We start from the raw sequence: 21272 nt of genomic DNA on the forward strand, positions 1-21272 counted from the left end.
AGACGGCAAACCGGCCGGACTTCATTGACGATCGAGGGGTAATGTATCATGGCTCAGAACTCATTGCGGCTGGTCGAGGAAAAATCGGTGGACAAAAGCAAGGCTCTGGACGCGGCGCTGTCGCAGATCGAGCGCGCCTTCGGCAAGGGCTCGATCATGCGGCTCGGCCGCAACGAGCAGATCGTGGAGATCGAGACGGTCTCGACGGGGTCGCTCAGCCTCGACATCGCGCTCGGCGTCGGCGGTCTGCCCAAGGGGCGCATCATCGAGATCTACGGGCCGGAAAGCTCGGGCAAGACCACGCTGGCGCTGCACACGGTGGCGGAGGCGCAGAAGAAGGGCGGCATCTGCGCCTTCGTCGATGCCGAGCACGCGCTGGATCCGATCTACGCCCGCAAGCTGGGCGTCGACCTCGAGAACCTTCTGATCTCGCAGCCCGATACGGGCGAGCAGGCGCTGGAAATCTGCGACACGCTGGTGCGCTCGGGCGCCATCGACGTGCTGGTCATCGATTCCGTGGCGGCGCTGACGCCGCGCGCCGAAATCGAGGGCGAGATGGGCGATTCGCTGCCGGGCCTCCAGGCGCGCCTGATGAGCCAGGCGCTGCGCAAGCTGACGGCCTCGATCTCGCGCTCCAACACCATGGTCATCTTCATCAACCAGATCCGCATGAAGATCGGCGTCATGTTCGGTTCGCCCGAGACGACCACGGGCGGCAATGCGCTCAAGTTCTATGCCTCCGTGCGCCTCGACATCCGCCGCATCGGCTCGGTCAAGGAGCGCGGCGAAGTGACGGGCAACCAGACCCGCGTCAAGGTGGTGAAGAACAAGCTCGCGCCGCCCTTCAAGCAGGTCGAGTTCGACATCGTCTATGGATCGGGCATCTCCAAGACCGGCGAGCTCGTCGATCTCGGCGTCACCTCCGGCATCGTCGAAAAATCGGGCGCCTGGTTCTCCTACAATTCCCAGCGTCTCGGCCAGGGACGCGAGAACGCCAAGCAGTTCCTGAAGGACAATCCCGAACTCGCCAACGAGATCGAGCTGGCGCTGCGGCAGAGCGCGGGCCTGATCGCCGAGAAGCTTCTCGACGGCGGACCGGAAGACGACGACGGCGACATGGCCGAGGAAGCCTGAGCCGGGCAAGCCTGGATCGGGTTGCGCGTTTCATGAAGGCCAGGGCCGCCGTTCCTTCGATCGGCGGCCTTTCGCGTCTTGCGGACGCGGGCCGAGACGGTGTCGCCGTCATTCTGGACACCCGCGCGGCCAGTCGATAAGAAGCCGTTCGGCTTCCGGGCATCTCCGGTTTTCCTAGAGAAGGCAACGTAATGAGTGGCGTCAACGCAATCCGGTCGGCATTCCTCGACTATTTCCGGAAGCATGGTCATGAGGTCGTCGCGTCGAGCCCTCTCGTTCCGCGCAACGATCCGACGCTCATGTTCACCAATGCCGGCATGGTGCAGTTCAAGAATGTCTTCACCGGGATCGAGCAGCGGCCCTATTCGCGCGCCACGACGTCGCAGAAATGCGTGCGCGCCGGCGGCAAGCACAACGACCTCGACAATGTCGGCTATACCGCGCGCCACCACACCTTCTTCGAGATGCTCGGCAACTTCTCGTTCGGCGACTATTTCAAGGACGTGGCGATCGAGCTCGCCTGGAACCTGATCACCAAGGAGTTCGGCCTCGACGCCCGGCGCCTGCTCGTCACGGTCTACCATACCGACGACGACGCGGCGCAGCACTGGAAGAAGATCGCCGGCCTGTCCGACGACCGCATCATCCGCATTCCGACGTCCGACAATTTCTGGGCGATGGGCGATACCGGTCCCTGCGGTCCCTGTTCGGAAATCTTCTACGACCATGGCGAGGGCATTGCCGGCGGACCGCCCGGCAGCCCGGACGAGGATGGCGATCGCTTCATCGAGATCTGGAACCTCGTCTTCATGCAGTTCGAGCAGTTGACCAAAGAGGAGCGTGTCGCGCTGCCGCGCCCCTCGATCGACACCGGCATGGGACTGGAGCGCATCGCGGCGGTCCTCCAGGGCGAGCACGACAATTACGACATCGATCTGTTCAAGGCGCTGATCCGGGCGTCCGTCGAGGCGACCGGCGTCCCGGCGGAGGGCAAGAACCGCGCGAGCCACCGCGTCATCGCCGACCATCTTCGCGCCACGAGCTTCCTCATCGCCGACGGCGTGCTGCCGTCCAACGAGGGGCGCGGCTACGTGCTGCGCCGCATCATGCGCCGGGCCATGCGCCACGCGCAGCTCCTCGGCGCGGCCGAGCCCCTGATGTGGCGGCTGGTGCCGGCCCTGGTACGCGAGATGGGTCAGGCCTATCCGGAACTGGTGCGGGGCGAGGCGCTGATCACGGAGACGCTGAAGCTCGAGGAGAAGCGCTTCCGCACCACCCTGACGCGCGGCCTCGGCCTGCTGTCCGACGCCACGGAAGGCATGGGCGAGGGCGCCCGGCTCGACGGCGAGACGGCGTTCAAGCTCTACGACACCTACGGCTTTCCGCTCGACCTGACGCAGGACGCGCTGCGCCAGCGCGGCATCTCGGTCGACACGGAGGGTTTCAACAGCGCCATGGAGCGCCAGAAGGCGGAAGCACGCGCCAACTGGGCGGGCTCGGGCGAGGCGGCGGCCGAGACGATCTGGTTCTCGGTCAAGGACAAGGTCGGCGCCACCGAATTCCTGGGCTATGACACCGAGACGGCCGAAGGTGTGATTGCGGCGATCGTCCGCGACGGCGCGTCGGTCGAAAGCGCGGCCGAAGGCGAAACGGTCCAGATCGTCGTCAACCAGACGCCCTTCTATGGCGAGTCCGGTGGCCAGCAGGGCGACACCGGCACGTTCGACGGCGAGGGCTTCCGGTTTGTCGTGACCGACACGCAAAAGAAGGTCGATGGCCTTTTCGTCCATACCGGCACCGTGCAGAGCGGCGTGGTCAAGACCGGTGCCGCCGTCGCGATGCAGGTCGACCATGCCCGCCGCGCCGGCCTGCGCGCCCATCATTCGGCCACCCATCTCCTGCACGAGGCGCTGCGCGAAACGCTCGGCACCCATATCGCCCAGAAGGGATCGCTGGTGGCGCCCGACCGGCTCCGCTTCGACTTCTCCCATCCCAAGCCGATCGCGGCGGAGGAACTGGAAGCCGTCGAGGCGCTCGCCAACGCCATCGTCTTCCAGAACAGTCCGGTGACGACCCGGCTGATGGCCGTCGACGACGCGATCGCCGAGGGAGCCATGGCGCTGTTCGGCGAGAAGTATGGCGACGAGGTGCGCGTCGTGTCGATGGGCACCGCCCTCCAGGGCGACAAGGCCGGGAAATCCTATTCGACCGAACTCTGCGGCGGCACCCATGTCGCCGCCACGGGCGAGATCGGCCTCGTCCGGGTGGTTTCCGAAGGCGCGGTGGCGGCGGGGGTGCGCCGTCTCGAGGCCTTGACCGGAGAAGCGGCGCGCCGTCATCTCGACGAGCAGGACCGCCGGCTGAAGACGGTGGCAGCCGTTCTCAAGGTCGCCCCGTCCGATGTCGTGGCCCGGGTGGAGACGCTGGTGGACGAGCGCCGCAAGCTCGAGCGCGAATTGACCGAGGCGCGCAAGAAGCTGGCGCTGGGCGGCGCCGGCGAGGGCACCGGGCAAGGCGCCGAGACGGTGAACGGAATCGGTTTCCTGGGCAAGGTGGTCCATGGCGTCGGCGCGCGGGACCTGAAGCCGCTCGCCGACGAGGGCAGGGCCTCGCTCGGATCGGGCGTCGTCGTGTTCGTCAGCGTCGACGAGGAAGGCAAGGCGAGTGTGGTGGTCGGCCTGACGCCCGATCTCGTCGGCCGGTTCAGCGCCGTCGACCTGGTCCGCGTGGCGTCGGAAGCCCTCGGCGGCAAGGGCGGCGGCGGCCGACCCGACATGGCGCAGGCCGGTGGTCCCGACGGAAGCCGCGGCGCCGAAGCGATCGAGGCGGTCCGCAAGGCGCTGGCCGCCTGAGACGGCGGCCGCGCCGACGATGCGTGGCCTGACGGCGGCGGCTTAAAAGAAGAGGCCCGCGGCGAGCGCCGCGGGCCTCTTTTGTCGTTTGCGCTGACGGATGTCAGCCCATCGCCTTCTGCAGGTTCTCGTCGATCTTGTCGAGGAAACCGGTGGTGGAGAGCCACGGCTGGTCGGGACCGATCAGAAGCGCGAGATCCTTGGTCATGAAGCCCGACTCGACCGTCTGCACGCAGACCTTCTCCAGCGTGTCGGCGAAGCGCTTCAGCGCGTCGTTGTCGTCCAGCTTGGCGCGGTGAGCGAGACCACGGGTCCAGGCGAAGATCGACGCGATCGAGTTGGTCGACGTCTCCTCGCCCTTCTGGTGCTGGCGGTAGTGGCGGGTGACGGTTCCGTGCGCGGCTTCGGCCTCGACGGTCTTGCCGTCGGGCGTCATCAGGACGGAGGTCATCAGGCCGAGCGAGCCGAAGCCCTGGGCGACGGTGTCGGACTGCACGTCGCCGTCGTAGTTCTTGCAGGCCCAGATGTAGCCGCCCGACCATTTCAGGCTCGCCGCCACCATGTCGTCGATCAGGCGGTGCTCGTACCAGATCTTCCTCGCCTTGAACTCGGCTTCGAATTCCTTCTCGTAGATCTCCTGGAAGATGTCCTTGAAGCGGCCGTCATAGGCCTTGAGGATGGTGTTCTTGGTCGACAGATAGACCGGCCAGCCGCGCAGCAGGCCATAATTCAGGGAGGCGCGGGCGAAGTCGCGGATCGAGTCGTCGAGGTTGTACATGGCCATGGCCACGCCCGAGCCCGGTGCGTCGAACACCTCGTGCTCGATGGTCTGGCCGTCCTCGCCGACGAACTTGATGGTCAGCTTGCCCTTGCCGGGGAAGCGGAAGTCGGTGGCGCGATACTGGTCGCCGAAGGCGTGGCGGCCGACGACGATCGGCTTGGTCCAGCCGGGCACGAGGCGGGGCACGTTCTTCATGATGATCGGCTCGCGGAAGATCGTGCCGCCGAGGATGTTGCGGATCGTGCCGTTGGGCGAGCGCCACATCTTCTTGAGCCCGAACTCCTCGACGCGCGCCTCGTCGGGTGTGATCGTGGCGCACTTCACGCCGACGCCGTACTTGGCGATCGCATTGGCCGAATCGATCGTCACCTGATCGTCGGTCGCGTCACGGTGCTCGATGCCGAGGTCATAATATTTCAGGTCGACGTCGAGGTAGGGGTGGATCAGCTTGTCCTTGATGTACTGCCAGATGATGCGGGTCATCTCGTCGCCGTCGAGTTCGACGACGGGATTGTCCACCTTGATTTTCGACATCGGGATAAGCCTCGCGTTCGGGGAGGCGGGACGGTCAACTTGCCCCGCGGTTGAAGGAATGCGGCACGCTATAGCAAAGCGTACCGGACCGCGCAAACGCTACCAAAATCGAAGCGCCGCAAGCCTTTGCGCCCTGTTGGACAGGAGAGCCGGCGATGCCCATAGTGCTTGCGGTGAGGGGCCGGCGGCGGATTCGGCCGCGTGGGAGGACGGGCGGATGGCGGACTTCGATTTCGATTTCGTCGATGTGGGCGAGGGGCGCCTGCATTATGCGCGCGCCGGAGACCCGTCCCGGCCGCTGATCCTGTTCCTCCACGGTTTTCCCGAGTACTGGGCGGCGTGGAGCGCGGTGATGGCGACGCTCGCGGACGATTTCTTCGTGGTCGCGCCGGACCAGCGCGGGTTCAACCTGTCCTTCAAGCCCGAGGGCGAGGCGGCCTACCGCACGAAGAACATGGTGGCGGATCTGGCGCGGCTGGCCGACCATCTGTCGCCCGCCCGTCCCTTCGTGCTCGCCGGCCATGACTGGGGGGCGTCGGTCGCCTACGCCTATGCCTTCGCGCATCCCGATCGCCTGACGCATCTCGTCATTGCCAATGGCACGCATCCGGTCTGCTTCCAGCGCGCCATTCTGGAAGACGAGGGCCAGCGGGCCGCCAGCCAGTATTTTCATGTGCTCCGCTCGCCCGACGCGGCCGCGCGCATGGCCGAGAACGACTTCGCCCGCACCATGAAGATGCTCGCCGGCTTCTCGCGCACCGACTGGATGACGCCCGAGGCCGCCGCCGGATACCGCGCCGCCTGGAGCCAGCCCGGCGCGATGCAGGCGATGCTGCATTGGTACAGTTCCTCGCCGATCGTCGTTCCCCGGCCCGGCGAGACCGTGTCGGATGCGCCGCTGTTGGCGGTGGCGCCCGAACGGGTGTCGGTCCGCGTTCCGCATCTGGTGCTGTGGGGAGAGGCCGACGAGGCGCTGCGGCCGGTCTGTCTCGAAGGCCTGGCGCGTTACGCGCCCGATCTCACGGTCCAGCGCGTCGCGGGCGCGGGCCACTGGATCCTGCACGAGCGGCCGCAGGACGTGGCAGCCGCGATGCGGGCGTTTCTACAGCGAGGCTGACCGTCGGGCGGCCTTGGTCTTTTTCGGCTTTGCGGCCTTGTCGGCCTTCAGCTTCTCAGGCAGGGGACCGACGAAGGCGGTGGCCGTCGCGATCCAGCCTGCCAGCGCGTGGTCCTCGGCAACGGCGTCGTTCGCCACCACCACGAAACCGGTCATCCGCCGTCCGGAGAAGTCCATCCGGGAGGCGCCGGGGCGCGCAAGCGCCTCTGCCTCTCGCTCGGCGCCGACGCGAACCAGGAGGTCGCCGCGGTTCATCGATCCCACCAGCATGTTGCCGTTGAGGGTTAAGCAGACGCCGCCGAACATGCGGATCTCGCCGACGTTCGGGTCCCCCTCGAGGATGGAGCGGATGCGCTCGGCAAGCTCGTTCGTCATGGCGGCACTCGCAAAGCTTCATTTTGGGGGCGGAATATGGCAGGGACGCGAGAATGCCGCAAACGGGGACCACTCGCAGGCCATGCTGGCCGACCTGCTTGCCGACATCTCCTGCCAACCGACTTCAGCCCGCCGAAGTGACGCATGAACCGAGACGACAGCGCCGACACGCCCATGCCCGCCGGACCGGCCATCATCCTGGCGGAGCCGCAACTGGGCGAGAACATCGGCATGGTGGCCCGCGCCATGGCCAATTTCGGGCTCGCTGAACTGCGCCTGGTCAATCCCCGCGACGGCTGGCCCAACGACAAGGCGCGGGCGGCGGCAAGCCGCGCCGACCATGTCGTCGACGATGCGGTGGTGTTCGACACCCTCGAGGCGGCCATTGCCGACCTGACGTTCGTCTATGCCACCACCGCGCGCCCGCGTGACGGGTTCAAGCCGGTGCATGGACCGGTCGAGGCGGGGCGCGAACTGCGCGGGCGCGCCGGCCTGGGCCAGCGTACGGGTATCATCTTCGGCCGCGAGAAGTTCGGCCTGTCGAACGAGGAAGTGGCGCTCGCCGACGTCATCGTGACCTTTCCGGTCAACCCGGCGTTCTCGTCGCTCAACATCGCGCAGGCCGTCCTGCTGATGTCCTATGAATGGACCAAGGCCGGGCTCGACAAGGAGACGGACACGAATTTCCGCGGGCCGGCGGTGGAGCCCGCCGCCAAGGAGCACCTGAATTCCTTCATGGGGCATCTGGAGCGGGCGCTGGACGTGCGCGGGTACTTCCGGCCGCGGGAGAAGAAGCCCAAGATGCTGGACAATCTGCGCTCGGTGTTCACGCGCCCGGGCTTTGCCGAAGCCGAGATCAGGGTGTTGCGCGGCGTCTTGTCGTCGCTCGACTATTTTTCGCCGAAGGAGCCGCGCGGCGCGGGCTATCCCGACCGGAAGGCAGAGGCCGACCGCGCGGCGCTCAGGGATGATGCGGATGAATAGACGCCCCGTGCTGATGTTCGATTCGGGCATTGGCGGGCTCACCGTCCTGCGCGAGGCGCGGGTGCTGATGCCCGACCGGCGTTTCGTCTACGTCGCCGACGACGCCGCCTTTCCCTATGGCGCCTGGGATGAACAGGCGCTCAATGCGCATGTCGTCGAGCTCTTCGGCCGGCTGCTGGCCGCGCATGATCCGGACGTCGCGGTGATCGCCTGCAACACGGCGTCCACGCTCGTGCTGTCCAACCTGCGGTCGGCCTATCCGGACACGCCTTTCGTCGGCACGGTTCCCGCCATCAAGCCGGCGGCCGAGCGCACCGCGAGCGGCCTCGTCTCGGTCCTCGCCACGCCCGGCACCGTGAAGCGCCAGTACACGCGTGACCTCATTCGCGAATGGGCGGCCCGGTGCCATGTGCGGCTGGTGGGCAGCGACCGGCTGGCGACCCTTGCCGAAGCCTACATGCGCGAAGGCTTTGTCGACGAGGAGGCCGTGCGCGCCGAGATCGAGCCCTGCTTCGTCGAGCAGGACGGGCGGCGCACCGACATCGTCGTTCTGGCCTGCACGCATTATCCATTCCTGGTCAACCGCATGCGCAAGACCGCGCCCTGGCCGGTGGACTGGCTCGACCCCGCCGAGGCGATCGCCCGTCGGGCGCTCTCGCTCCTGGCCGGTTCCCCGGCACTGGCGACGAGGCCGGATCGCCTCGACCCGCAAGGCGATGACATCGCGATCTTCACGTCGAACGCGGCGGACCCGGCGACGCGCCGACTCATGCAGGGCTTCGGCCTTTCCGTCATGGAGGCGATGACGGTCTAAATGACTGGTTTGGCTGTCGTTTTCACGCCATGTCTCAATGCGTCACAATTAGTGTCGGCCCTGTAGCGCCCAAAAGCCGCTACGGATGCCTCCGGTGGCGGCTCAACAAATCATCGCCACATTCGGCTACCAGACAGGCCATCCACAGGGCAGGCTAACGCCATGTGAATCTGGCGGTGGCCGGACATCAACCTGACGACGCTAGCTGGGGCGCTACGGGACGGAGTGTCGACAAGCTTGCCTGGAGAGGGCACGTGACTGGTCAAACGGACGCACAAGGCGGCACAGGCCGCCCGGTATTCATGACGGAACAGGAAAAGCCTGTTGCGATTTTCCTGCCGCAGCATCGCCCCGGAAGGGCCGCTCGCCCCCCGAAAGCCGTCGTGGCGATCGCCATGGCAAGCGTGGTCTTCCTCGGTGGCGCCCTGGTCTTCATGATTCCCCAGGGCGATGTCGGCGCCACAAACGTCGTCGTGGCCGAGGCGGACCGGGATGCCACGACGCGGAGCGTCTCCGCGGAGGTCGAGCCGGAGACGATGGCCGTGGTCGCGGCCGAGGCGCCGGCGACCGTGCAGCAAGCATCCAGTCCCGCGCAACCCGAAGCGCCCGTGTCGCCGACCGTCGCCGCTGCGCCGGCCGCCAAGAGCGCCCGCGTTGCCGACATTCCCCGAAAGGACGATCCGCGCTGGGCGCGGGCTGAAACGAGGCAGGGATCGCCGGCCCTCGAGGCCGTCAGGAAACTGATCGTCGAAAAGGCGGCTCAGGTCGACGAGGGTGGATCGGATCTGCTCGCCTATGCCGGAAACGACCGTGGCATGTCCGCCTATGGAGACGATGCCTCGGCGACGCGCCGCCCGATGCAGATCGTGCTGCCGGCCGAACTCCCGACGCAGGTGGACGACGAAACCCGCACGGTCTCCGTCAACGCGCCGGTCAACATGCGCAAGGGCCCGGGGGCCAAGCATGGCGTGATGATGGTGATTCCTCGCCAGGCCAAGGTTTCGGTCATCGACTGCGACCAGTGGTGCAAGATCAGCTATGAAGGCCGCACGGGCTACATCTACAAGAGCTTCGTTCGCGGCCGGGCGTCCTGACCGGCGCGAAACACGCATGCGCCGCACCGGCGAGACGGTCGCGCAATGGTCGGGCACCGGGCTCACCGGTTTTCAAAGACAACGCGTTTCGCGGCGTTGACAACGACGGTCAGGCCCCTTATGAAGCCGCCTCAGCACCGGTCCGCAAGGGCCGGTGTTTCAATTGACGTGTCCCGTGGATGGCCCGCATCGCTGCGCGGCAATCCTGTCAGGTTCCGAAAACGGGGACCAGAGGAGGGCGCGTTTCCTTCGTCCGGGACGGCGACGTCTCCGGATCGTTTCATTCGAAAGGGAATGCGATGAGCAAGCGCGAATCCGCAAAGTACAAGATCGACCGTCGTCTCGGCGAAAACATCTGGGGCCGTCCGAAGTCGCCGGTCAACAAGCGCGAATACGGTCCCGGCCAGCACGGCCAGCGCCGCAAGGGCAAGCTTTCGGACTTCGGTCTGCAGCTGCGCGCCAAGCAGAAGCTGAAGGGCCATTACGGCGACATTTCCGAGAAGCAGTTCCGCAAGGTCTACGAGGAAGCCAACCGCATGCGCGGCGACACCTCGGAGAACCTGATCGGCCTTTTGGAGTCGCGCCTGGATGCGGTCGTGTACCGCGCCAAGTTCGTGCCCACCATCTTCGCGGCTCGCCAGTTCATCAACCACGGCCATGTCAACGTGAACGGCCGTCGCGTGAACATCGGCTCTTATCGCTGCCGCCCGGGCGATGTCGTCGAGGTTCGCGAGAAGTCGAAGCAGCTGGTCATCGTGCTCGAGGCGGTCCAGCTCGCCGAGCGCGACGTGCCGGACTACGTCGAGGCCGATCACTCCAAGATGACCGCCAAGTTCGCGCGCGTTCCGGGTCTCGGCGACGTGCCCTACGCGGTCCAGATGGAACCGAACCTGGTCGTCGAGTTCTACTCGCGCTGAGTTGTCAGCATCATGCCTTTCGAACGCCCGGCCCCGTGCCGGGCGTTTTGCTTTGTGCTATCCCGACGGCGAGATGGCGAAGGAGAACGCGTCCGTGGTCCGCTTCATCTACCCTGACGACACGTTCTGCTTTCGGCCGCTCCATACGGTCCAGGCGATTTTCTTCGACGATTCGGGATTGTTCGTCGCGCGCGTCCTCAAGGCCGACGGCAACCCTTATGTCTTCGAGATCAAGGGGTTCGAGCTGATCGAGAGTGGGAAAATCTATCCATGAACACGCATGTGGGGCCGGCGGAGCAGGCGGACGCTGGGGATGTCTGTCACCCGATGTTCCTCGCGGTCCCGTCGACCGTGGAGTTCAATCGGCTGCGCAAGCGGCTGCTGCGCAACACCCGCCAGGCGCTGGAGGACTTTTCGATGGTGCGGCCGGGCGAGCGCTGGCTGGTGGCGCTGTCCGGCGGCAAGGATTCCTACGGGCTGCTTGCCCTGCTTCTCGACCTGAAATGGCGCGGGCTTCTGCCGGTCGAGATCCTCGCCTGCAACCTCGACCAGGGCCAGCCCAACTTTCCCAAGCAGGTGCTGCCGGACTATCTCGCCTCGCTCGGCGTACCGCACCGCATCGAGTATCGGGATACCTATTCGGTGGTGACCGACAAGATTGCGGAGGGCAAGACCTACTGCTCGCTGTGCTCCCGCCTGCGGCGCGGCCATCTCTACCGCATCGCCCGCGAGGAGGGCTGCGCGGCGCTGGTGCTCGGCCATCATCGCGACGACATCCTCGAGACGTTCTTCATGAACCTCTTCCACGGCGGCCGGCTGGCAGCGATGCCGCCGAAGCTGCTCAACGACGAGGGCGACGTGATGGTGCTGAGGCCGCTTGCCTATTGCGACGAGGCGGACCTGACGAAATTTGCCGACGCGATGCGCTTTCCGATCATCCCGTGCGATCTTTGCGGCAGCCAGGACGGCCTGCAGCGCAACGCCATGAAGGCGATGCTGGCCGAGATCGAGAGCCGGATGCCCGGCCGAAAGGACACGATGTTGCGGGCGCTGGGCAACATGCGCCCGAGCCATCTGCTCGATGCGACGATGTTCGATTTCGCCGGTCTCGACGACAGGCGCGGCAAGGCGGAGCCCGCCAGTGCGGTTTGACGACAGGGACGTCGACTGGCTGGCGGACCTGCTCGACGAGGCGGCGCGCCGCGAGATCATGCCGCGTTTCCGGCGACTGGGGACCGGCGAGGTTCGCCGCAAGACGAGCGCCATCGACCTCGTCACCGATGCGGACGTGGAGGCGGAACGCTTCCTGACGGAGCGGCTGTCCGAACGCTATCCCGGCGCGCTGGTGATCGGCGAGGAGGCCTGTTCGGACAGGCCCGCGCTGCTCGGCGGCCTGGGCGCGGCCGATCTCGCCTTCGTGCTGGATCCCGTAGACGGAACCTTCAACTTCGCGGCCGGCGTGCCGCTCTTCGGCGTGATCCTGGCCGTCGTGGCCAGGGGCGAGACCGTGGCCGGCCTGATCCATGATCCGATGGGGCGCGATTGCATGATCGCGGTGCGCGGCGGCGGCGCCCGCCTGCGCCATGCCGATGGTCGCGAGACCGCCGTCCGCGCGGCGGCCGCGGCGCCGCTGTCGGAGATGACGGGCAGTGCGTCGTGGCAGTATTTCGCCGAGCCCGATCGTTCGAGACTGGCGCGCAACCACGCCAAGGCCCTGTCGCAGATCGCCTATCGCTGTTCGGCGCACGAATACCGGCTCATCGCCAGCGGCCACGCGCATTTCGTCGTCTACAACAAGCTCATGCCTTGGGACCACCTGGCCGGCACGCTGATCCAGATGGAGGCAGGCGGGCATGTGGCAAGGCTGGACGGCAGCGTCTACCGTCCCGAGCATCTGGACGGCGGGCTGCTCGTCGCGCCCGACCGCGACAGCTGGACGGAACTGCGCCGCGAATTGTGGGCCGATTGAGCGCCCCGAGGGGACGACTCAGACCGGCGCGTTCTGCGACCGGAAGAGGCGGCCCTTCTCGGCGATCAACGTCATGACGAGCGCGATGAGCGCGGCGAAGAAGTAGCCGCCGGCGAGCGGCGCCACCGTGCCGTCGAAGGCCTGGCCGATCAGCGCGCCGACCACGCCGCCGCCGACGGTCTGCAGGAAGCCCTGGACCGAGGATGCCGTTCCGGCGACATGGCCGAGAGGTTCCATGGCGAGCGCGTTGTAGTTGGCGCCGATCCAGGCGAACTGCATCATGGCGATCGCAAAGAGGGTCAGGAACAGCCAGAACGGTATCGGTCCGAGCAGGCTCAGCCCGAAGGACAGCGCGGTGACGGCGAGGAAGCCCAAAAGGGCGCCGTGTGCCAGCCTGCGCATGCCGAAGCGCCCGACCATGCGCGCGTTGAGGAAGGACGAGACCGCCATCAGGCCGGCCACCAGCGCGAAATAGAGCGGGAACATCTCGCCGACGTCGTAGATGCCGACATAGACCTGCTGAGCCGAGTTGATGAAGCCGAACAGGGCGCCGAACACGGCCGTCATCGCGATGGTGTAGCAGATCGCGACCCGCTCGGTCAGGACGATGCGGAAGGCCTCGAGGATGACCTTGGCGGTGAAGGGGCGGCGCTGCGACAGGGGCAGCGTCTCGGGCAGGCGCAGCCCGGTCCAGATGGTGAAGGCGAGCGACATCACGCCGATGAACACGAAGATCATCGGCCAGTCGGAAAACAGCATGATGAACTGGCCGATGCCCGGCGCGATGACCGGGATGACCATGAAGACCATGAAGACGAGCGACATCACCTCGGCCATGGCCCGCCCGCCATAGACGTCGCGCACCAGCGACACGGCGATGACCCGCGTGGCCGCTGCGCCCAGCCCCTGGACGAAGCGCATGACGAGAAGGATCGTGAAGCTCGGCGCGAACGCGCAGGCGAAAGCGGCCACCACGTAGACGCCAAGCCCGACCAGCAGCGGAATGCGCCTGCCGTAGCGATCGGAAATCGGTCCGAACACCAGCTGCATGACACCAAAGCCGATCACATAGGCCGTGACGACCAGCTGTCGCGCGTTTTCGTCCTCGACCGCGAGGCTCATGCCGATCTGTTGCAGCGCGACCAGCATGATGTCGATCGCCAGCGCATTGAGCGCCATCAGACCGGCGGTGATCGCGATGAACTCCCAGCGCGGGATCGTCAGCAGAGGCGCCTTCGAGGGCGAGGGGGATACCGTCTGGTCCATGGCGTCGTCGTCCAGATTCCACACAAACAAAAAAAGAAGACGCGCCGGCTTCGGCGCATCTTCGACTGATCGCCCCGAATGACTTCCGGGGTCCCTGTTTCTAAAACCGCGGCCGGCTGCCGCCGCGTCGGGTCAGGCCGCGCCTTTGGTGCTCACGCCCTTCTCGTCGAGGAAGGTCTGCAACTCTCCGGCCTGAAACATCTCGCGGATGATGTCGCATCCGCCCACGAACTCGCCCTTGACGTAGAGCTGCGGGATCGTCGGCCACTGCGAGAATTCCTTGATGCCCTGGCGCAGCTCGTCGGAGGTCAGCACGTTGATGCCTTTGTAGTCGACGCCGACATAATCCAGGATCTGGACGACCTGGCCCGAAAAGCCGCATTGCGGGAAGCCCGGCGTGCCCTTCATGAACAGGACGACGTCGTTGCCCTTGACCTCGTTGGCGATGAAATCTGTGATGGCGCTCATGGCTGAATGTCCTTCTCCGTCCGGTTCAAGGCCGGCGATGAAATGCGGGAACTCGTTGAGCCCTAGATAGAAGATCACCCGGTTCTTGTCGAGGCTGCGTGCCGCCGCGGCAGGGCTCGATCCTGAGTCCCGAGCCCCTGTCCGCCCTCGTCGTCAGTCGGGGATGCTGGTCTGCAACGCGAGCGCATGCAGCACCCCGCCCATGTTTCCCTTGAGCGCATTGTAGACCATCTGGTGCTGTTGAACGCGCGACTTGCCGCGAAAGCTCTCGGCAACGACTTCGGCCGCGTAGTGATCGCCGTCACCCGCCAGATCGCGGATCGTGACCCGTGCGTCGGGAATCGATTCCTTGATGAGCCTCTCTATGTCGCGGGCGTCCATTGGCATCAGTGTGCTCCATCCATGAATTTCGGGAACCAGCCTTCGTGGGCGGCGATGAGGTCGGCCAGGCCAACGACGCGGCCGTCGCCGAGCTTCAGGGAATCGCCCCCGGTCGTTCCCACCCAGGGCGCGAATATACCGAGCGACCTTGCCTCGTTCCACACCTGGTTGATGTCGTCGCCATGCGGGTCGAGATCGATCTCGACGAGATAGCGTCCCTGATCCTCGCCGAAGAAGAACGGCACCGGATCGGCCTCGGCGGGACCGGGAAGCTCGCCGCCGATGCCGCCCGCCATCGCCATTTCGGCAAAGGCGACCGCGACGCCGCCATCCGACACGTCATGCACGGCGCTCGCCGTGCCGCGCAGGATCAGCGACCGGACGAAGTCGCCGACGCGCCGCTCCGCCGCCAGATCGACGGGCGGGGGCGTCCCGTCGGAGCGCCCGAAGACCGTGCGGAGATAAGCGGACTGGCCGAGATGACCGTTGGCGAAGTCCTTGCGCGAACCGACCAGCAGCACGGCGCGTCCCGGCCTCTTGAAGCCGATGGTCGCCATCCTGTTCCAGTCGTCGATCAGGCCGACACCGGCGATGGTGGGGGTGGGCAGGATCGCCTTGCCGTTGGTCTCGTTGTAGAGCGAGACGTTGCCCGAGACGATCGGGAAGTCGAGAGCCCGGCAGGCTTCGCCGATCCCCTTGATCGCCTGAACGAGCTGGCCCATGATTTCGGGCCGCTCCGGATTGCCGAAATTGAGGTTGTCGGTCGCCGCCAGCGGCAAGGCGCCGGTGGCGGTGATGTTGCGCCAGCATTCGGCCACCGCCTGCTTTCCGCCCTCGAACGGATCGGCCTGGCAGTAGCGCGGATTGACGTCGGACGAGAAGGCGAGCGCCTTGGTGGGATGCCCATCGATGCGCACGACACCGGCGTCACCGCCGGGTCGCTGCAGGGAATTGCCCTGGATCAGCGTGTCGTACTGTTCCCAGACCCAGCGGCGCGACGACAGGTCGGGCGAACCCAGAAGCGAAAGCAGCGCGTCCCCGAGATCGAAGGGGTCGCCGCGATATGTGCTCGCCGGAGGGGCGTCGCCGAGCCAGGGCCGGTCGAAGACGCGTTCCTCCTCCGATCGCCTGGCCATCCCGCCAGCGGCCGTCACGTCGCCGTCCATCTGGCGCGACAGGAGGTCGAGCGCCTCGTCGCTCATGCCGGGCCCGCCATCGGCCTGCGGCAGCGGGGCAGGCACCGGCGGCGCCACCCAGGGCCGGTCATATTCGGGCGCCTGATCGCCGAGATCCTTGATCGGCAGGTTGGCGACTTCGTCGCCCTGGTGGAAGACGCGGAAGCGCAGATCGTCCGTCGTCTCGCCGACGATGGCGAAATCCAGTCCCCATTTGCGGAAGATCGCCTCGGCCACGGCGCGCAGCTCGGGCTTGAGCACCATGAGCATGCGCTCCTGGCTTTCCGACAGCATCATCTCGTAGGCCGACATGCGCTCCTCGCGCACGGGAACCTTGTCGAGATCGAGCCGGATGCCGAGATCGCCCTTGGCGCCCATCTCGACGGCCGAGCAGGTGAGGCCGGCCGCGCCCATGTCCTGGATGGCGATGACGGCGCCGGAGGCCATCAGTTCCAGGCAGGCTTCGAGCAGGCACTTCTCGGTGAACGGATCGCCGACCTGCACGGTCGGGCGCTTCTCCTCGATCTGGTCGTCGAACTCGGCCGAGGCCATGGTCGCGCCGCCGACGCCGTCGCGGCCGGTCTTGGCGCCGAGATAGACGACGGGCAGGCCGACCCCCTTGGCCTGGGACAGGAATATCGCGTCGGTCCTGGCGATGCCGGCAGCAAAGGCGTTGACGAGGATGTTGCCGTTGTAGGCGGCGTCGAACTGCACCTCGCCGCCGACGGTGGGCACGCCGAAGGCATTGCCGTAGCCGCCGACGCCAGCCACGACGCCCGAAACGAGATGGCGCGTCCGGGGATGGTCGGGCTCGCCGAAGCGCAGGGCGTTCATCGCCGCGATCGGCCGCGCGCCCATGGTGAACACGTCGCGAAGAATGCCACCGACGCCGGTCGCCGCGCCCTGGTAGGGTTCGATGTAGGACGGGTGGTTGTGGCTTTCCATCTTGAAGACGACGCAATCGCCGTCGCCGATATCGACGACGCCGGCATTTTCGCCCGGCCCCTGGATGACCCGCGCGCCGGTGGTCGGCAGCGTCTTCAGCCACTTCTTGGACGACTTGTAGGAGCAGTGCTCGTTCCACATCGCCGAGAAGATGCCGAGTTCGGTGAAAGACGGTTCCCGGCCGATCAGATCGAGAATTCGCTGGTATTCGTCCGGCTTCAGCCCGTGCGAAGCGACGAGCTCGGGCGTGATCGGGACGGTGTTCGGGATGGTCATGGCGGGCCCTGTCGTAGTGTGGCGCGGTCTTTGCGCTGCATAGCGCAAGCCGGCGGAGGATGACACCTGTGCGGCGCGGAAATATGGGGGCGGCCTCCACCCGGGACCAATGTCGTCAGTCCCTCCGCATCGAGGCCTTGCGCTGCGACAGGAAGGCGCGAATCGCCGGATCGGTGGAGAGAGCGGTGGCGCGGTCATAGGCGAGCCGGGCCCCTTCGACGTCGCCCTTGCCCCGAAGAAGATGGGCCCGCACCGCCCACCAGGGCTGGTAGCCGGTCGTGCGATCCCGCGGAATGTCGTCGAGCAGGGCCAGCGCCTCCTCGCCCCGTCCCGTTTCGCCCAGCGCGGCGGCCAGTCCGGTCACCGCTCCGATGCTCGGATGCAGCGACACCAGACCGCGGTAGAGCGCCGCGATCCCGGTCCAGTCTGTCGGATTGCCGCGTCGGCGATCCGCATGCGCCGCCTGGATCGCCGCCTCGATCTGATACCGGCCGAGCGACGCGTTCGGGATCGCAAGCCGCATGGCGAGATCGGCATCGTCCAGCATCCGCGCGTTCCACAGGTTCGGGTCCTGCTCGTCGAGAGGGATGAAGGCGCCGTCGGGGCCGGTGCGGGCGGGGCGACGCGCCTCCGCATAGAGCATCAGGGCGAGCAGCGCCTGGGCCTCGGCCTGGCGGGGCATCTCGCTTGCAAGCACGCTGCCGAGCCAGATCGCCTCGCTGGCGAGAGGTGCCCCCTTGGCGTCGCCGGCGGAGTGTCCTTCGGCGCCGACCGTGTAGGCGGCATAGATCGCGTCGAGCACGTGATCGAGCCGCGCCTCGAATTCGTCGGGCGAGGGCAGCGCGAAGCCGATGCCGGCGGCCTCGATCTTGGCGCGGGCGCGCGTCAGGCGCTGGCCGAGCGTCCCCGGCGAGATCAGGAACGCACCCGACATGCGGCGGGCATCCAGGCCGAGCACCACCTGCAGCATGAGCGGCGTGCGGATGGATGCGGCTATGGCCGGATGTGCGCAGACGAAGAGGAGGTTGAGCAGATGGTCGGGCATCGTCCCGCGGGTCCTGTCGGCCCGCTCCTCTTCCAGCCGGACGAGATGCGACTGCGCGGTCGCGGCCACGCGGTCATGGCGCCTGGCGTCGCTCAGCCGGTTCCTCGCCGCCGTCACCAGCCACGCCTCGGGTTTCTCGGGAATGCCGCGCACCGGCCAGGTCTCCAGCGCGCGCAGCAGCGCGTCCGACAAGGCGTCGGCGGCCATCTGGACGCTCCCCGTGCGCATGGCCAGGGTGGCGACGAGCCTGCCGTAGGACAGGCGCGCCACTCGCTCGACTTCGGCCGCAGCCGCTGTCACGCGGCCCCTCGCATCACCACGGGGCGCAGTTCGACCGCTCCGGACGCCGCCGCCGGGTTGCGCGCGGCCCATTCCAGCGCCGTGTCGAGGTCCGGGACCTCGATGATGTAATAGCCGCCGAGATGTTCCTTGCTCGCGGCATAGGGGCCGTCCTGGATATCGCGCATCTCGCCGCGGATGCGCAGCGTGGTGGCCGTATGGGGCGGGTGGAGGGCATTGCCGCCGACGAGGATGCCGGCCTCCACCAGCGCCTTCGTGTAGGCGCCCCAGAGTTCGCCGTCGGCCGCGGCGCGGACCGCATCGGCATCCGCGTACTCGGTCGGCGAGGTGTAGTTGAGGATCATGTACTGCATGTTGCCGTTCCTCCGGTTTCAGCGGGCGACGACTGCGGGCAGCAGCGCGGTCGGCGTGCGGTCGGCGCTGCACATGTCGTTGTCCGCCGGACGGACGCCGAAATGCAGACCCTCGGCGGACAAGGCCAGGATATCATGGTCTTCTCCGCAGTCCGCGACCGGCTTCCACGCCGCGCAGCCGCTGCCGGAGATGTCCGTCTCGAGATTGAGGGTGAGGCCGCACGCAGCCATGGCCATGCCCGCGACGATCTCGGGCACGTCGGTGAGCAGGGTGACGTGCTTCCACTCTTCGCCGAAGACGGTCCGGAAGGCGCCCGGCACGTCGGCCGACGGTTCGCCCACGGTGAAGGCGCCGCCGGTGCGGAACTGGAACGTCCGCATCGTCATCTGGGGGTCGAGGGCATGGGTGAAGATCAGGCTCCACCGGCCGTCCCGGAACACGAACTCGCGCGTGCCGAAGCCGCCGTACCAGGGCTCGACGGCCGGGCTGACATAGGTGCCGCGCAGCGACTGCAGCGCGGACCGGTCGGCGGGTTCGGCCGTACCGCCGGCCGAGAGGGTCGCAAGCAGCGCGACGGCGGAAGACGTCGTGACGAACAAGGCTTTCATGGCTTTCTCCTTCGATCGAGGGCGCCCCTACCGGCGCCGACATCCCGAAGACGATCCAACCTCCCGCGATTCCTACACGAGCCCGCGGAGCCGCGGGAAAAATCTGCGCGGGCGCCTGTCTTCTAGCCGAAGCTGTCGTGGCCGGCGATGCCGCCCTCGAGAACGCGGCGGATGGTCTCGAAGCCGCGCTTCACGTCCTCGCGGGATGGAATGGACGAGAAACCGACGCGAATCCGGTGATGGGTGCGGTCGGTGCGGGTCGGCTTGTACTCGTCCTCCTCGTCGACCAGGACGCCTTCTTCGAGGGCCGCCCGCCGGAACAGGCCCGACAGCCAGGGTTCGGGCAGCTTCATCCACAGGAAGGGGATGTCGGGACGCGACGCGAAGTCGCTGCCCTGAAAGATGGTCCTCGCGATCGCCTCGCGCGCGGCGGTTTCCGCCCGGACAGACCGGCGGATCGTGTTGGCTTCACCGGACAGGACCAGACGCGCCGCCGTTTCCGTCAGCAGGTAGTTCGGCAAGCTGCCGCTTACCATGCGGCTGGCCGTGTGCACGCGCTGGGCGGTGTGCGGCGGACAGGCGACCCATCCGGCCCGAAGACCGGCCGCCACGCTTTTCGACAGGCTGCCGACATGGAAGGTTCGTTCGGGGGCCAGCAGGACCAGCGGCCCGGGGGCCCCGTCCACGAGATTGCCGAACACCATGTCCTCGATCAGCCAGACATTGTGTCGCCGGGCGATGCCGACGATCTCGGCCAGGCGGTCCTCCGGCAAGGTCGCCAGGGTCGGGTTGTGCAGGCCGGGCATGAGGAAGGCCAGTTTCGGATGCTGCTGGGCGCAGACATGCTCGAAGTCCTCCGGGATCATGCCCTCCGAATCGATCTCGACCAGCACCGGACGCCGGCCGATCAGGGCCGCGCTGCGCGCGATCGACGAATAGGTCAGGGTTTCGAAGACGATGCGGTCGCCCGGCGACGTCATGGCGGCAATCACGGCCATGATGGCGGCATGGGCGCCCGCCGTCGGCACGATCGCGTCCGTCTCCGGCTCCCATCCGGGCCGGGACAGCCAGGCGCGACCGGCCTCCAGCCAGGAGGGCAGGGGCTGGCGAACGTAGTCGAGGAGGTCGCCGGCATGATCGCGGGCGATGCGCGCGGCGACCTCGGCGATCACCCGGGCCTGCCCGACGTCGGGCGCGGCAGTCGAATCCATTCGGAGCTTTCCCGGCGTCGGCGCAAAACGGGTGCCGCCGAAGACCTCAGGCTGCGGCTGCCGGGACGGTTCCTCGCTGCTGCCGAGAACGAAGGTTCCCCGGCCGACCTCGCCCGAGACCAGTCCCCGCTCGCGGACGAGGGCGTAGGCGCGACCGACGGTCCCGATCGTCACGCCGAGATCGAAAGCGAGGTTTCGTTGCGGCGGAAGTTTCACGCCCGCTGGAAGCGCCCCGGCGGCGATATCCGCTTCGATGCGGTCGGCCAGCCGGACATAGATCGGTCCGGCGCCATCGGACAAGGAGGGCAGCCAATTTGTCATCATGACAATTCTGTAGATTGTCACCCTCCACCTGTCAATGCATACAGACCCGGACAATGGCGAGTGACAATTTCGGGAAAGCGATGAAGCAATGAGTACAATAGAGACAATGCGGCCGACCAGTGCGCCGAGGATCCGGCCGGCGACGAGCGCGACGGGGATCTCCTTCTCGTTGTCGGGCCTGGTCGGCCGTGTCCGACTGGCCATGGAACGCGGGCGGCAGCGGCGCGACCTCCTCGAACTGACGGATCGGGAACTGCGCGACATCGGGCTGACCCGGCGGCAGGCCTTGCGCGAAGCGGCGAGGCCGTTCTGGGACTGAGCCGGCGGGTGGTCCGCCTCCGGCCTTGC

At 67.0% G+C, this 21272-nt stretch carries 21 protein-coding genes; 11 read left to right on the plus strand and 10 right to left on the minus strand.

Translation table 11 applies throughout. The features are described from left to right. The first annotated feature begins 48 nt into the window (after nt 1-48). Together recA and alaS are read left to right on the plus strand one after the other, a co-directional pair. Entirely contained in the window at nt 49-1134 is a 1086-nt protein-coding gene (gene recA, locus EJC49_RS23335; RefSeq protein WP_126702337.1) for a recombinase RecA, read from the plus strand. Nucleotides 1135-1325: 191 nt separating this feature from the next. Further along, nucleotides 1326-3986 carry an alanine--tRNA ligase gene (alaS, locus tag EJC49_RS23340; RefSeq protein ID WP_126702338.1) on the plus strand — a complete coding sequence of 887 codons (2661 nt, stop codon included), beginning with the start codon at nt 1326-1328 and terminating at the stop codon, nt 3984-3986. Between the two features lie 103 nt (nt 3987-4089). Here the strand turns inward: alaS and EJC49_RS23345 are convergent, their stop codons facing one another. Continuing rightward, entirely contained in the window at nt 4090-5301 is a 1212-nt protein-coding gene (locus EJC49_RS23345; protein ID WP_126702339.1) for an NADP-dependent isocitrate dehydrogenase, read from the minus strand. A 217-nt stretch (nt 5302-5518) separates the two neighbouring features. Between EJC49_RS23345 and EJC49_RS23350 the strand changes: the two genes are divergently transcribed. Then, complete coding sequence (locus EJC49_RS23350) at nt 5519-6418, plus strand: alpha/beta fold hydrolase (protein ID WP_170314852.1); 900 nt, start codon at nt 5519-5521, stop codon at nt 6416-6418. On the opposite strand, the gene EJC49_RS23355 is transcribed toward EJC49_RS23350, so the two are convergent. Further along, nucleotides 6404-6793: a TfoX/Sxy family protein gene (locus EJC49_RS23355; protein WP_126702341.1), complete on the minus strand. Its 390-nt coding sequence runs from the start codon at nt 6791-6793 to the stop codon at nt 6404-6406. The two genes, EJC49_RS23350 and EJC49_RS23355, sit on opposite strands and share 15 nt — an antisense overlap. Before the next feature lie 144 nt (nt 6794-6937). On the opposite strand from EJC49_RS23355, the gene EJC49_RS23360 reads away from it, so the two are divergent. From EJC49_RS23360 to EJC49_RS23390, 7 genes are all read left to right on the plus strand, one after another. Next, on the plus strand, nt 6938-7777 hold the full coding sequence (locus tag EJC49_RS23360) for an RNA methyltransferase (RefSeq protein WP_126702342.1): 840 nt from the start codon (nt 6938-6940) through the stop codon (nt 7775-7777). Further along, nucleotides 7770-8591, plus strand: coding sequence for a glutamate racemase (murI, locus tag EJC49_RS23365; protein ID WP_126702343.1), 822 nt, complete (start codon nt 7770-7772; stop codon nt 8589-8591). Before EJC49_RS23360 ends, murI begins: the two co-directional genes overlap by 8 nt. Nucleotides 8592-8986: 395 nt before the next feature. Beyond that, complete coding sequence (locus EJC49_RS23370; protein ID WP_170314853.1) at nt 8987-9685, plus strand: SH3 domain-containing protein; 699 nt, start codon at nt 8987-8989, stop codon at nt 9683-9685. A 299-nt stretch (nt 9686-9984) separates the two neighbouring features. Then, the gene (gene rpsD / locus EJC49_RS23375) at nt 9985-10602 is read left to right on the plus strand and encodes a 30S ribosomal protein S4 (protein ID WP_126702345.1); all 618 of its coding nucleotides are present in this window, start codon (nt 9985-9987) and stop codon (nt 10600-10602) included. Nucleotides 10603-10696: 94 nt separating this feature from the next. Further along, nucleotides 10697-10876, plus strand: a complete 180-nt coding sequence (locus EJC49_RS23380; protein WP_126702346.1) for a hypothetical protein — start codon at nt 10697-10699, stop codon at nt 10874-10876. Next, a complete protein-coding gene (gene ttcA, locus EJC49_RS23385) occupies nt 10873-11754 on the plus strand; it encodes a tRNA 2-thiocytidine(32) synthetase TtcA (RefSeq protein WP_126702347.1) in 882 nt (293 codons plus the stop codon). The genes EJC49_RS23380 and ttcA overlap by 4 nt, the downstream gene beginning before the upstream one ends. Further along, the gene (locus EJC49_RS23390; RefSeq protein ID WP_126702348.1) at nt 11744-12571 is read left to right on the plus strand and encodes an inositol monophosphatase family protein; all 828 of its coding nucleotides are present in this window, start codon (nt 11744-11746) and stop codon (nt 12569-12571) included. Before ttcA ends, EJC49_RS23390 begins: the two co-directional genes overlap by 11 nt. A gap of 18 nt (nt 12572-12589) precedes the next feature. Here the strand turns inward: EJC49_RS23390 and EJC49_RS23395 are convergent, their stop codons facing one another. The 8 genes from EJC49_RS23395 to EJC49_RS23430 form a co-directional block, all read right to left on the minus strand. Next, a complete protein-coding gene (locus EJC49_RS23395) occupies nt 12590-13837 on the minus strand; it encodes a multidrug effflux MFS transporter (RefSeq protein WP_126702349.1) in 1248 nt (415 codons plus the stop codon). Nucleotides 13838-13969: 132 nt separating this feature from the next. Next, nucleotides 13970-14305 (minus strand): Grx4 family monothiol glutaredoxin, encoded by a 336-nt coding sequence (gene grxD, locus EJC49_RS23400; protein WP_126702350.1) that lies wholly within the window; start codon nt 14303-14305, stop codon nt 13970-13972. Between the two features lie 153 nt (nt 14306-14458). Next, the gene (locus EJC49_RS23405; RefSeq protein ID WP_126702351.1) at nt 14459-14692 is read right to left on the minus strand and encodes a BolA/IbaG family iron-sulfur metabolism protein; all 234 of its coding nucleotides are present in this window, start codon (nt 14690-14692) and stop codon (nt 14459-14461) included. Further along, nucleotides 14692-17082 (minus strand): phosphoribosylformylglycinamidine synthase subunit PurL, encoded by a 2391-nt coding sequence (gene purL / locus EJC49_RS23410; RefSeq protein ID WP_126702352.1) that lies wholly within the window; start codon nt 17080-17082, stop codon nt 14692-14694. Before purL ends, EJC49_RS23405 begins: the two co-directional genes overlap by 1 nt. Nucleotides 17083-17197: 115 nt before the next feature. After that, complete coding sequence (locus tag EJC49_RS23415; RefSeq protein WP_245453536.1) at nt 17198-18427, minus strand: RNA polymerase sigma factor; 1230 nt, start codon at nt 18425-18427, stop codon at nt 17198-17200. Beyond that, nucleotides 18424-18780 (minus strand): YciI family protein, encoded by a 357-nt coding sequence (locus EJC49_RS23420; RefSeq protein ID WP_126702354.1) that lies wholly within the window; start codon nt 18778-18780, stop codon nt 18424-18426. Before EJC49_RS23420 ends, EJC49_RS23415 begins: the two co-directional genes overlap by 4 nt. Nucleotides 18781-18798: 18 nt before the next feature. Next, nucleotides 18799-19389 carry a hypothetical protein gene (locus EJC49_RS23425; RefSeq protein ID WP_126702355.1) on the minus strand — a complete coding sequence of 197 codons (591 nt, stop codon included), beginning with the start codon at nt 19387-19389 and terminating at the stop codon, nt 18799-18801. Between the two features lie 122 nt (nt 19390-19511). Next, nucleotides 19512-20921, minus strand: coding sequence for an aminotransferase-like domain-containing protein (locus tag EJC49_RS23430; protein ID WP_126702375.1), 1410 nt, complete (start codon nt 20919-20921; stop codon nt 19512-19514). Nucleotides 20922-21030: 109 nt separating this feature from the next. Between EJC49_RS23430 and EJC49_RS23435 the strand changes: the two genes are divergently transcribed. Next, complete coding sequence (locus EJC49_RS23435; RefSeq protein WP_210211852.1) at nt 21031-21243, plus strand: DUF1127 domain-containing protein; 213 nt, start codon at nt 21031-21033, stop codon at nt 21241-21243. The last annotated feature ends 29 nt before the right edge of the window (nt 21244-21272 follow it).

It is taken from the genome of Aquibium carbonis, from assembly GCF_003970795.1.
Classification (GTDB): Bacteria; Pseudomonadota; Alphaproteobacteria; order Rhizobiales; family Rhizobiaceae; genus Aquibium; species Aquibium carbonis.